The sequence below is a fragment of the Serratia sp. PAMC26656 genome (genome assembly GCF_016469055.2).
In the GTDB taxonomy this organism is placed as follows: Bacteria; Pseudomonadota; Gammaproteobacteria; order Enterobacterales; family Enterobacteriaceae; genus Serratia; species Serratia plymuthica.
In genome coordinates this window covers 3673495-3686897 of record NZ_CP150486.1, presented here as the reverse complement: position 1 = coordinate 3686897, position 13403 = coordinate 3673495, and the positions used below count along the sequence as shown (strand labels likewise).

Below are 13403 nucleotides of genomic sequence, written 5' to 3'. Positions count from 1 at the left end.
TGATTTATAAGGGAATGTACAATCATGAAAATGTGTCAAATACTAACAGGAGTTTTATGATGATTGATAGATTAGAACTTACAAAAAACATTCAATTCTATAACTTAATAATACCAGAAGACAATCGAAACAGGACAATAACAGACGTTGAAATAACTAATATTTTGGATGCTGCAGATGACAATATTGAACCTGGTAGTGATTACCTATTAGAGGAGTTTAGAATTGACAAAAGATTAATTGAAAATGATATCCCTTATAAATATTCATTGCGAATCTTCCCAACACTCAAGCCAGTGTATTTTATTGGGGAGATCGAGGGCGGAGAGAACTACCAAGATAAAATTTATGCTTTTATATTAATTCTTGAGTTTGATAATAGTGTGGCAATAATAAAGAAAAGCTGTGCAAATATTTCAGATGATATTGAAAGAAGTTTTAATTTAGTCTCGAGTAATTTATTGGCTAGCACCTTTAATGATTCTGATGTTTTATTCAAAAAAATATCCACAAGAACAATAACTAATTCAGATAAGGCAATCAGAAATAGATCTGCAGAATCAGCAGATCTTAAAGGTTCTTACTCTACTCATGCTGCTGGCAGGTCAATACCTTACTACTTAAAACTTAGGCAAGGTGCAATAATTAAGACAATCTCTGGTTCAGGACGATTGGTAGAGGCGTCACAGAGAGTTAATTTCGATGAAATTGCGACATGGTCTTATAATCAGCTTTGTCTGATAAGGCAAGGTGGAGGGGTTAAGGACTTCCTCAATTCTTTTGCAAAACAAAAAGATTTAAGTGAGGTTTTAAGCTCTACTGTGCCAAGTGCCTTATTAATAGAAAGTACTTCATTATATGAAAAGTTACAATCGGAAGGCGCCATACTAAAATACAAATTGCCTGATAGACCCGATTGCATTCTAAATGAAATACAAGTAAATCGGTTGCTTCGTAAACTTGAAAAAGTTTATGAAATAAAACCTGACTTGACTATTCAAGTGCCGCTTGGTAAGGCTAAGATACGAAAAAACAACAAAACACTAACGATTGACTCTACTGTTCTAAAAAAAATAAAAGTTTCGTACAACTCTAAAGATATAACTTTGCAAAGTTTTATCTTTAAAAATGGTTTCTACAGCATTACGTTTACTGACCCATGCTATATGTATTTTATGGGTAATTGTTTCGAAGACTCTTCAGGCATATCGGAAATCAATAGCATATTAGAAATGCTTGTCCCTAAAGCTAATATAAAAAACGTCTCAAGTGAGAAAGGTTTGCTTTTAAAAGGAATGGATAAGTTCTCTAATGATTCCATGTTTGATGTGGTGGAAAACATTCATAGTGGGGATGATTACATCTTTTGCGATGACTTAGGGAATGAATGGGCAGACCATATCACATTTAATAAAGCGGATTCATGCATTTGTTTCATTCATTCAAAGCATGGTGACAAAAGCACATCAGCAAGTAAACTTCATGACGTTGTTGGTCAGGGTATAAAAAATCTTGGATATATGTATTTTAATACTGTTGATTTTACTGTTAAATTAAAAACAAAATTTAATAAAAACTATACTGGAGTTTACAATAAAAAGTCAGTATCAACCAAGATAAAAAAGGTAAGAAAAGGTGACACTAAAAACATTAAAAAATACCTTGACGACCTTTTTAAGGATGTTAAATTGCATAGAAAATGCATTCTTAGCTGTTCATTTTTATCCAAAAAAGAGATAGAGCGCGAGTTCATTAATTTGCGAAGAAAAAAACCGGTTAAGCCTCATGTGATTCAACTGCTATGGATCTTGTCTTCTTTTTCTCATGCAGTAAAAGAGGCTAATGCTGTTCCAATTATTTATTGCGACAACTAGAACACCTTTTGAGAGGGGTAATAAACCTCTCAAAACAATACCGATGAATATTCCTAATTTATACTATCGATTGGAGGTTTGGAATTTGTTTGAAAGGTGCATCAAATTCTATGAATCCAATCTCAATAGATTAAAGTTCAAGCTCTATACAGCATGCTTTATTTAGAAGGAGACAATTGATACTACTCTTTTTGTAAGTATCCCGCTTAACCGAACCATTCACTTTTAGAGATCTTCCGACATACTGATTATGTCCTTCGAGGAGATCACCATGCGAAAAGCCCGATTCACTGAACACCAAATCATCGCCGTTCTGAAATCCGTCGAAGCCGGACGCACCGTCAAAGATGTCTGCCGCGAAGCGGGAATATCTGAGGCCTCGTACTACAACTGGAAAGCAAAGTACGGCGGGATGGAAGCCTCTGATATCAAAAAGATGAAGGATCTTGAGGACGAAAATGGCCGTCTCAAACAAATGTTTGCCGATCTCAGTCTTGAATGCCGTGCACTGAAAGATGTCATCGAAAAAAAGCTTTAAAACCAGCGATAAAGCGTGAGCTCGTCAACTATCTGACCGCGCAGTTTACGATGAGCATACGCCAGGCATGCAGGACGTTATCGCTGAGCAGGACGGTGTATTGTTACCAGCCCGATACCCGGCGTGATGAAGCGGTGATCCAGGTGCTGACCGGGTTGGCAGAGCGCTATCCCCGCTACGGCTTTAAGAAGCTTTTTCAGGTGCTGCGCAGGCAGGGGCACGTCTGGAACCACAAGCGCGTACACCGGATTTACTGTCTGCTGAAACTGAATTTTCGACGCAAGGGTAAGCAACGTCTTCCGGTGCGCAATCCGGCTCCGCTGGCAACGCCGGAAGCGCTCAATCAGAGCTGGTCTATCGATTTTATGCACGACGCGCTGGTCTGTGGTCGGCGTTTTCGGACCTTCAACGTGGTGGATGATTTTAACCGCGAGGCCCTTGCGATAGAAATCGATCTGAATATTACTGCGCAACGAATGGTGCGGGTTCTGGACAGGATATGGCGAATCGCGGATATCCGCTGAAGATGCGGATGGATAACGGCCAGAAACTGATATCACTGGCTCTGGCGCAATGGGCTGAAGACCATGGTGTGATGCTGGAATTTATCAAGCCGGGTAAGCCGACACAGAACGCGTTTATTGAGAGGTTTAACAGGACGTACCGGACAGAAATACTGGATTTTTACCTGTTCAGAACGCTGAACGAAGCACGGGAAATCACAGAGCGCTGGCTGAATGAATACAACAGTGAGCGGCCCCATGAATCCCTGAATAACCTGACACCGGAAGAATACCGGCTGATGGCTGAGAAACCGGAAATCTCAAAAAGTGTGTGGAACTAAAGCTGGGATACTTACAAGATCAGTGGAAGGTGGACAGGTGCGCAGGGAGGAACACGGCACTACAGCCCTGCATCAGCCAGTTCACTGGAGTGATCAAAAAAAACTAAACCGTGAAATGAAAGGGAAGTTTGCCAATGAAGTGAAAGCATTTGAAGAGTTGAACGTGAGCTGGGAAGCGCGTTGTGGATGGCGGATTTGGGGATCATCGGTGAGGTTCAATATGAAAGCTATATACCTCTTGGATAATTAAAGGTGCTTTAGTGTCCTGATTTAGACCGACGTAACCCATAAAACGTGTTGTATCTGCTTTTATTCTGGCTTCTTCTGCAACATTACCACCGGCTCCCAAATGCCAGCCCATAATTTCCAGTAAAAGATCGAAAAAAAGATACGCGTATTATACTCGTGCAGCGTATTTGCGCTATCTTTTGAATAGAGATTAATCTCTGCATATTCAAGAAAGCGCTTAAGATCTTCAATCAATGCGGATGAATCACCGCGAAACTGATTACGCAACAGCTGTTCGTTCACTGAATTAACTCCGGCAGACGGTAAAGCAGGCGTCTGGCTGCGGGCCAACCTGCGGCCAGAAAAATATCCAGACTTTCTATCAAACGAGCTCGCCTGTTCTCATCTTCAAAGATGGTTTTATAATCGGCAAGAAACACGCCCACCATATTTACCAATTTTTCCATTCCCAGCGTTTCGTACTGGAACCCGATCGTTTCCCCACGACCCAATGCATGAGCCATCAGATCGAAACATTTGGCAGGATCGACAGGAACCAGCGTTTCAAGCAGCTCCAGAAGATAGTAAATAGTTTGTGGAGTGCAACAATCACCAATACGCCGCATATGTAATTCAGTTTCCTTTAAAAATTGCTGAAGTTCTTCATATTCTAATGATGCCTTATCAGAATTATGCTTCCCTTCACAAACGAAACGAAGTTGTAGACATGCTCTGTCTACAATTGCAAAGCAGTGTTTTACATTTTCCTGTTCGACCTCTGTCAGATCAGTACGGGGAGAGTATTCTTCCAGTTTTTTACCAGCAGCATCAATAATGCTATAGGCCATGTCCAGCGCCCGTTGCCTGAGTTCGGTATCTGACTCTTTACTTTGTCCGACAATGCCAAGAACGAATCCATCCCTTAATGTAAATAGGACTTGCATAAGTTCATCATTATAAACGGCGGGGTCAGTAATCCAGCACTGAAGAATATTGTATGCCTCTCTGACTTCAAGAACTCCCCAGAGAATCGCAAGATCGCTGCAAACAAAACTACGAATACGTTTCTGACGCTCAGGGTCTCCATTAAAACGCTCTAACAATTTCTGAATAAGGCAGAAAGTACGCTGAGGATCGGTATATAACAGGTTTCTGACTCCATCCCCAACGATATGTGCTATTACGCCGGTATTGGTTTCCTGCTCCAACCGTTCACTCAAGTGGCGCCACATGCTATCCCGATCAACATCCCACAATCGTAGCAGGCGTACTGATGCCTGTAGTCGAACGGCTGGATGAGGGTCAATTAACATTTTTTCAATATCTGGTTTCAACCGCTCATAAAGGTCGGGACGTAATGGAATAACATCGAGCAAAACCTGTGCAGCATCTATCCTAGGTGCAGGAGAGCCCCAGCTAACATTATCTTCAAAGTTTTTTTCTGTATCTTCATTCAAGATCGGGGCAGTTGCACAGGAAGCGAGATGTATTAAATCTAAAAAATAAGATGTCCGCATATTATTACGATTGTCATTTACAGGAGAAGGAAGTAATTTCTGTTCAACAACGGCGACGCAGGCCCGTACAATGACATCCTCTGCGGTTGTACCTACATATGAATGAGCATTTTCCAGATTGAGTTGTTTATGAAGCGGTTCGAGAATACTAAAAACATCCTGCAGCGATAATTCGGACGAAAGCGTATTATTCGTTGTTAGCCCCAAGGCAGTTTTAGCGGTTTCGACTGCATTGATAAGAGTGGCGTTGTCTGGTTCGTTCCGATCCAGACCATCAATAAAATCGTAAGGTGTATCGGTGCTGACTCTAACGGGGGAAATGCTGAAAAGCCTATTATTACCAGATATTTTACTATCCCGTGAGGCGTTCTTCAGAAAATCCCTGGCTAGTTCAGTATGAAGATTCTCTGAACCAATTGTTCTGAAAAGGCGGTACAACAGACTGTTCTTTGCTTCCTCTGGGGAGTAATAATCAGAGAAGTCATACTCAAATGCGGAATGTTCCAGTTCTTCAAGCTCATGTTCTGAACGACGTATAATTCCCATAGCGACCAGATCGATAGCGTCTTTACAGGTATCGGCATTTTGAATAAACACTTCTTGTGCAGCAATAGGCCAGAGAAAATCAATCAGGCCATCGTTGCGTTTATTTGCCGCCAGAAAGAGTCTGGCCCAGAATATTGCAAGCGAAGCTTTTTCACTGATAAATTTTGCGAGAGCGAGCGCGTCAGGTTCAGGCGAGTTTTGCAGGCGCTGGAATAATTTGTTAACCAGTACTTCACCGTCATGAGCGTGTTTGCCATCAGGATCGTGTGCCCAGATATGGCTGCGATCGGCCTTAAGATAAATATCATGCCCTGAAATGGACACATGCATCACAGGCGTATCATCTAAGGGATGTCGTCGGGAAACGTACCCGTTTATTGCACTTATTGCGGCGTTCACAGCCAGACCAGGATATTGCTCGATAAAATGAGGGAAATACTCACCGAGTGAATAGCGAGCTGATTCATAATCCTGTCGGGTATTTGATCTCAGAGGCAGAATTCGGCTGTTTCCCAGATTTGTTTCCCGTTCTTCTGTCACGTCGTAGCTATAGACAAACTCGAATACTTTGACTACAAACTCAGGCGCAAGATCTCCGATTTTCTTGATGTTGTAACAGAGTACGGGAATCTCTTCTGAACCAAAATTCTGGAGACGTTCCGAACTAATAATCTGTTCCAGTAATTGACGGGAAGCCTGAACGTTAGTGTTGAAAGTATCTATAACGAGAACAATAGCGCTCCTGACAAAATAATCTGGCTCACTCAGCGTAAGGGCATAGGAAAGTACTGCGCGGCTGGCCGTACCCAGCATATTACATAAGGGTTTCTCGGTAACCCGTTTGATAAGCGGGTACAACAGAAAACGTAACGTTTCTGACACCTTTTGCACCTGGGGCGTCAGCGCTGCTACCAGATGTACCCACGGGAGAGCTACAACCTCTAGTTCATAGTGCTCATCACTTTCTCATCACCGGCAGTCACACGTTCAGCAAGCCAGAGCAGATCATTTTGCGTAACAGGGTACTCCGCTGCAATCCGGCCGGCCGAACTTCGAATTATTGGATCGCCATCGTTGTCATTGACCAGATTATTCACCGCCTGCCAGAAACTGTGATGGTTATCGTCATAACTCCATATTTCCTGAAGAACAAAGCCGAGTGCGGGGGATAGCATCAACCCCTGAGCTTGCTGTTTCTGGAAACGTAATGTCCCTTTAATTAGCGCATCCGGATCGAATGATATTTGTGCCGCAGCGTAGTCAAATAAAAGGTGATGGCGAAACTGTATTCGACGGCCATTTTGTTCCCGAACCAATACCCCTTCGCGACAGAGTGTATCGATCATGTCTGGGTCTGTACTAGCAAGTAGGAACGACACACTGAGTGAACGTGCATCGATCATGGCATCCACCAATGTTTTAATATTTCGGGTAGCATTAAGTCCATGCTCCTCGACGCGACGTTGCCAGTATAGTTTTAACAATTCTGTTTGGGACGAAATAGTAGTTAAGTTGATATCAACATTTTGTGAAATCAGTTCAGCCAGCAATCTGGTGTTAAATGGCACTTTAGCAAGGTCAAGAAGCCTTTCTGAGGCCCCGTCTAGTGCAGTGGCCAGCGAAGTCGATAGTTCTAGCAACTTGTAGAATTCATTGTCCGACCAACGTGGTATAACAATGTGGCGAACTGAAGAAAACATATCATCAGCACGCTCAGTAACAGGTGGCTGACCTTTAAACAAGTCACGAAGTTTTACCCCCATGCGCAGATCAAAGCTACGTATTGAAGCAACAACTCGCCAACGGCCACCCCAAGCAAGAACCTGTTCGATCAGAGGTCGGAAAACGGCTTCTCCCTTACCGCCTCTGGTGGCGTCTAGCGCATCTATAATCAGCCAGCCCTGAAATGGACCATCCCATGCTTCAAGCACGTCGGTAAGACTATGTTCAAGTTTGAGTTCGCGGCTCAGGCCTTCAAGCGACTCAACGGAATAGCGGTCAACAGCCAGCTCCAGTACATCATCCCCCCGATCACGCAGGCTGCGGGCTAGTGCATTAAGTACTCCGCTTTTGCCGGCTCCTGGTTCCCCTATAATCAATAATGAACCTGACTGTAGGGCCCGTTCAACTTCATCCTGGCACTCCCTGCGAAGGGTAACAGGCTGGCCTGATTGATTCTCAATGGCTTCGTATCGACTAAGGGAATTAGCGATCTCCTGAGAATGCTGTTGAAGTCGGTTTATATCCCCCCGGTATTGCGGTGATGCCGCCAGTTGTATCCCATTCCCTGCTAATTCGCTGCGAAATAATGACAGATCACCGCCCCCCCTGCGTGACATCATTTTTCCGCAAATTTCGACAAGAACACTTAATGCAATCTTTGCGTCGGTATCTTCAACAAGGCTCTGAGTAAGTTGTGAATAGACCGGTGAAGACATGTTTTCAACATCAATAACTAAAACAACAACCATACGGCAAAGTTCAGAAGCGAGGCGAGACGGGAGGGGAACAGAGGTTATACTATTCCAAGCATTAGAAATGCAGCGTTCAAAAATGCTAAACGCCTTTAGCTGCCTTTGATTCATTGCCCCGCTACCGTGCAGGGAAAAATGAGACAAAGCAGCAGGAAGGTCTTCACGAACTGAAGCAGGCGCTTTGGTACTTACAGCTAAAACCAGACGGTCTTTATCTGAATCGAGAGGTCGATTCCACTCCAGAGAACTATTGCCATCGCGGCATGTAAGCCAGTGTCGGACAAACTGTTCTATAGTCCGGTAAAAGGGGTTTCTTTCATCATCTGAAAGCGAAACGGTTGTTTTCGCCTGGATGGCGATGAAGCCGCCTGTAGATGTTGCAACCAGTATATCGTCGACGGGTGCTTCTGTTTCAAAGCGCAACCAAACAGGAGATGCGTTGCCCAGTCTTAAACGTGTATCCAGTCTGCTATCGGAAAGGATCTGAGCAGCAAAGTGAGCGCCCAACTGTTGCTGGAACAAAATACCGCTGCTGGTTGCTGCACCACCGCCGTTAGCGGGACCCTTCAGATTTATATCAGACAAATTCCACCTTCATATATTGAATGCTGTGCTGACGCACTATTTTAGTGTTCTTGAAACCTGTTTTACGGATAGTTTGCCAATGAAACAGAGACATAGTATCCAGAAAATTATCTTGCTGCTGAATGTGAAGTCGGTCAGACAGAGTGGCTGATGCCAAATCAGCATTGGCAACCTCCACTCATAACCGCTTCTGACAGCGCCGCAAAAAACGGCCCTCCGACATTTTATCCACGAAGGGGCGCAACAACGTCGCAACCTTTATCGCTTCCACCTCGTTAATATGGCAGTCACCGTCACCAAATAGCGCCATCATGCCGCGAAACAGATAGTCATACAGTGACGAATTGTTTTCATAAACAGTACTTTCCCCCCGATACTTTTGCAATACAGTTACCACAGACTCTCGCGCCTCCTGCGAAGCACCGATGCTACTGCGGATATATCCCCAGTAATTGACAGTAGTCTTGTTCAACAAAAAGAGAAAGGCATCGCAAAGTTGCTCAAACTCACTTGCCTTAAAGTACACTCGGCGAGTGTAGAGATGATAGAAATCCTGGAGTTCAGTCAGCAACGCCAGCAGACTCTGTTTGCTGTCTACCTGTTCAACAGAGATATTACTTTCGGGCTGGTAGTACGAATAAATATCATCGGATGTATAGGGGATGTGGCGGGGGGCGATAAATCGCAGCCGTTGCCAGCCCCTGCGTTCTGGAAAAAAATTAGCGCAATACCGGTTATCCGCAGCAGGGATTAATTTCCCCATCAGCCAGCGATAGGTCGTCAGCGCATCCCAATAATTTCGTGGCCCGATAGCATCCTCTTCCATACTATCGAGATCGTAGCGACTGGGTGGTTGCCAGATTAGCGCTACGCGATGATTAGTAAGGCGATTAAAATTAGGGGCGCTGCTGGCTAATAGCGTGACGTGATGCCCTTCGTTCATTACTTCGTCTTTATGATGGGTAAAGACCATTATGCGCTCACGTACAGGGTTAAATATCGACCACTCGCCTTCGGTATTTAGATAATCATGATGTTGACAAAATATATTGATGCGACCCCATAGCCAGTAAGGAATGGTAATGAGATGAATATTATCGCCGAGTGGTGTACTGTTCGAGAAATAAACTGTGCGACAAATCCGGTCAATCTCTTCCATGCGCTGTTTGTAGCGTTTCCAGAATTTGTCAAAAGCATCACAGAGCGAGCGGGTTTCATTTAGGGTTAGTTCAAGGCGGCAGTTACCTATATCGCAATAATAATTTTCGCCATGAAATTCTTTTAAAACCCATGGTCTGACTCCCGCCTCCGGTGGGCTACAGGCCCCTTCGAAGGCTGAATTTAGCAGGTCATTTTGACTCATTGTCAGCAAAACATGGCTATAGCGGCCATTACGAAAATCAATAAAACAGGAAAGGGAGTTCCCTTTCAGGTTAGGTAAAAATGCCTGAATAAACACATGATCGTTCTGAAGTGTATAGCTATCACCATTAATGTATTCATATGGATGCGTGTAGTTTCGCCAGGCAGAAGATTCGTTATAATTCCACAAGCTGTAGTTTTTGATATTTAACAGTGCTCGCTCGCCATAAAACAGAGACACCCAGCTCTCGTGACAAAAGCGATACAACAGATCTGGACAATAAAGATTTTTCAGCCAGTCGTGGATCATTTCCGTATCAAGCAGACGATGTACTATATTAAGTTCCTTAAAAATAGCTTCTTGTTTTTTGTATTCCGAAATTAATTTCGCTGACGCTTTCTCACTGAGAAAAATGTAAAATCCGGTGATGTTTGTCTGCCATTTTTCTCGATGTTCATTAAAGCGCTTGATAGTAGTAGTATAATGACCCTCTGTGAAATTTTTATAACGTTTCACTTCGTACAACGAGTAATAATCCTGATCGCTGTGCCGACGATGTGAAACAATATCAGCACCGAATTGTGATTGGCCAGAAATACCAATCGTCATGGCATCAATTATCTCGCCGCCTTCGATTTTTAGTCGTTTTTTGATTAGTTCACAACAAAAAAGCTCAAACGTTTTCGGCTCCATAAGTTCCAGTGGTAAATAAGCATCTGCTTTCCCTATAGGTGGCCCCAGTTTTACAATACTTTTCCCCACGACATTCACTTTAGTTCCTCCTTTAGAACTTATAAGAGTCATAATTCAACTGCTACAGATTGTCTGTATGACAACTTCATGATTGTATTATACTTTCTTTCCTCGTTTTTTTTAATGAGTTAATGACATTCACTTTCACCGAAAAAAGGGTAAGGGGGTTATGCGTTTAATACAATTCATGGTTTTTTTAGTTGAAATGAAATTTGGAATATCAGCAATTGGCTATAAGAGAGTAACCCCAAACCCCTTTCACCGTTGCGGAGTAAGGGCGTTACGCCCGACTATGCAGGGACAGTTTTTTCTTCTGTGTGCTTTCCGTTCCCGTATCTGCTTCCGGCTAATCGTTTCCCAACACAACCCGTCCCGCAAGGGTAAATAGCACGCATTCTGCGCCCCTGCAGGCCGGAACGATGCCGGGAAAGCGAACCGTCAGGCGATACGAAGACGAAAATCACACCACTGACGGAGAAAAAATCATGACTATTTCCCTGCATACCCAGACTAGCGCCCCTAACACCGCAACGGCGACCAGCATATCCCCGCTGGACCCGTCAGGCTCCTCAAAAACGAAATTTTCTAAAATCAAAACAGATATTTATCAGACCGTTACTGACAACATCATTTCTGCCCTTGAAGCAGGCGTTAAGCCGTGGTCCTGCCCGTGGCAGCGAGTACCAGGTATGTCCGGTTTACCTTCCAATTACGCAACCGGTGCGGCTTACAGTGGCATGAATATCATGTTGCTGTGGTGCAGTGCGTCAGAGCAGGGATTCGGTGATTCACGCTGGATGACTTACAAACAGGCAAAAGCGGAAGGCGGGCAGGTACGTAAAGGTGAACATGGCACAACCGCCATTTTCTATACCACGCTGGAAAAGGAAAATGACGACGGAGAAACTGACTATATCCCGATGCTGAAGACTTTCACCGTGTTTAATGTTGAGCAAATTGATGGTTTGCCTCTGAGTGACGAAGCAGTTTCTCCGGCAGAGACCTTTGAGCCGTTACCGCGTGCGGAAGCGCTTTTCCGTAACAGTGGTGCAACCATCATTGAGAAGGGGCAGAATGCCTTTTTTGCACCTTCAACCGATGAAATCCGACTACCTGAACGTTGTCTTTTTACGGATGCTGCCAATTTCTACGCTACGGGCCTGCACGAGCTGGTTCACTGGAGTGGAGCCAAGAGTCGGTTGAATCGTGATATGAAAGGGAAGTTTGGCAGTGAGGATTATGCTTTTGAGGAGTTGATCGCCGAGTTGGGAAGCGCGTTCCTGATGGCGGATCTTGGGATCGCTGGGGAGGTTCAGCATGAAAGCTATATCGCTTCCTGGCTGAAAGCACTGAAGAACGACAAACGCTATATTTTCAAGGCCGCCAGCGCGGCATCCAAAGCACATCGCTATTTGGTGGATAAAACCTGAGCAAGAAAGAGTCACAAAGGAGTGCTTTTTTTCATCAGATGCAGGTTTAAATAGTAACGCTGTAGGGACATGAGTGAGGCGGAGCACAGCCAGAGCGAGCACCGAACAATCATGTTCCTACAGTGGAATTAAGACAGCCTAAGGAGGAATGATGTGCAGTTACTCTGTATTAGCTCATATCGACTGACAGCTTTCTAATACAGCACACAACTAAATATGACAGTCAGCTATGAGCGATAAACGGAAGTAAGATCAGAACAGGGAGGAGGCGTGTGTTGTGAGCGGCCATATATTCATCTATTTTTATCATACTGTTGAAAATAAGAGAAAATGTCATGCGCCTATATATGCTTTACTTGGGGACTATGCATCCGGGTGATATACCTGTACCTGGATATTTGATTCAGACAGGCGATGGAATAAATATTCTTGTCGACACTGGCTGGCCACGTTCTTTTGTGGATAAGACTGTAAATCTACCTGGTCTTACTGTTGAAATTAGGCCTGAAGATACCGTCACTGCTCGCCTTAACGCTATAGGCGTGAGTCCAGCAGATATCAGTTACCTTATATGCACTCATCTCGATGAAGACCATTCCGGCAATCATGATTTATTTAGCAATGCGGAACTCATCATTCAGAAGGAACATTACGAGCTGGCCAAAAGTGGACATCCCCGCTTTAAAGTAAATCGGGAATCATGGGATCATCCGTCTCTACGTTATCGTCTGATTGAAGGGGATTACGAGCTTTTACCGGGAGTCGTACTGCTTGAAACCAGCGGGCATGTTCCTGGTCACCAGTCCCTTTTAGTACGACTTTCTGATACAGGAACCGTATTACTTGCCGCTGATGCTGTTATGCATCATTCAATGGCAGATGCGGCAACGCGTCAAATATTTGTTACCGATATGGATGATGAGGCAGGCATCCGGCGAAGTACGCAAAAAATTGCTGACATAGCTGGAAGTGAAAATGCGGCGTTTGTCGTTTACGGGCATGATACAGAACAATGGGCCTCGTTACGCCTTTCTCCAGCCTTTTATGAGTAACTTTTAAGGTTGTGATCTGCTGCCTGCTTCTTGACGCCCCCTACGTATGCAACGTCCGCTTCTGGCACAGAGCAGACAAACACGTGACGCTGAAGGTCTGCTTCGAGCGAAAAGCTGACATTGGCAATTGCACTGAAACTGACGTATGGATTACTAACGTACCCATGTATCAGCAAACAGATCGCAGAGCACATTAAGA

Annotated in this window: 7 protein-coding genes and 2 pseudogenes; 5 read left to right on the top strand and 4 right to left on the bottom strand. The window is 44.1% G+C overall.

Translation table 11 applies throughout. From position 1 onward, the window contains the following. Positions 1-56 precede the first annotated feature (56 nt). The 3 genes and pseudogenes from JEM67_RS18445 to JEM67_RS18435 form a co-directional block, all read left to right on the top strand. Complete coding sequence (locus JEM67_RS18445; RefSeq protein WP_233527705.1) at positions 57-1874, top strand: hypothetical protein; 1818 nt, start codon at positions 57-59, stop codon at positions 1872-1874. A gap of 271 nt (positions 1875-2145) precedes the next feature. Continuing rightward, positions 2146-3256, top strand: a pseudogene (locus tag JEM67_RS18440) (IS3 family transposase). Positions 3257-3317: 61 nt separating this feature from the next. Beyond that, a pseudogene (locus JEM67_RS18435) lies at positions 3318-3490 on the top strand (zincin-like metallopeptidase domain-containing protein); the annotation flags it as partial. A 75-nt stretch (positions 3491-3565) separates the two neighbouring features. On the opposite strand, the gene JEM67_RS18430 reads toward JEM67_RS18435, so the two are convergent. From JEM67_RS18430 to JEM67_RS18415, 4 genes are all read right to left on the bottom strand, one after another. Continuing rightward, positions 3566-3787: a hypothetical protein gene (locus JEM67_RS18430; RefSeq protein WP_199636290.1), complete on the bottom strand. Its 222-nt coding sequence runs from the start codon at positions 3785-3787 to the stop codon at positions 3566-3568. After that, positions 3784-6429, bottom strand: a complete 2646-nt coding sequence (locus JEM67_RS18425; RefSeq protein WP_233527706.1) for a hypothetical protein — start codon at positions 6427-6429, stop codon at positions 3784-3786. Before JEM67_RS18425 ends, JEM67_RS18430 begins: the two co-directional genes overlap by 4 nt. Before the next feature lie 59 nt (positions 6430-6488). Beyond that, positions 6489-8606: a hypothetical protein gene (locus JEM67_RS18420; RefSeq protein ID WP_233527707.1), complete on the bottom strand. Its 2118-nt coding sequence runs from the start codon at positions 8604-8606 to the stop codon at positions 6489-6491. A 178-nt stretch (positions 8607-8784) separates the two neighbouring features. Further along, on the bottom strand, positions 8785-10740 hold the full coding sequence (locus JEM67_RS18415) for a hypothetical protein (RefSeq protein ID WP_199636291.1): 1956 nt from the start codon (positions 10738-10740) through the stop codon (positions 8785-8787). A gap of 467 nt (positions 10741-11207) precedes the next feature. Here JEM67_RS18415 and JEM67_RS18410 point away from each other — a divergent pair, with 467 nt between their 5' ends. Both JEM67_RS18410 and JEM67_RS18405 read left to right on the top strand, forming a co-directional pair. Further along, positions 11208-12152 carry an ArdC family protein gene (locus tag JEM67_RS18410; RefSeq protein ID WP_199636292.1) on the top strand — a complete coding sequence of 315 codons (945 nt, stop codon included), beginning with the start codon at positions 11208-11210 and terminating at the stop codon, positions 12150-12152. A 335-nt stretch (positions 12153-12487) separates the two neighbouring features. Continuing rightward, on the top strand, positions 12488-13204 hold the full coding sequence (locus JEM67_RS18405) for an N-acyl homoserine lactonase family protein (protein ID WP_199636293.1): 717 nt from the start codon (positions 12488-12490) through the stop codon (positions 13202-13204). The last annotated feature ends 199 nt before the right edge of the window (positions 13205-13403 follow it).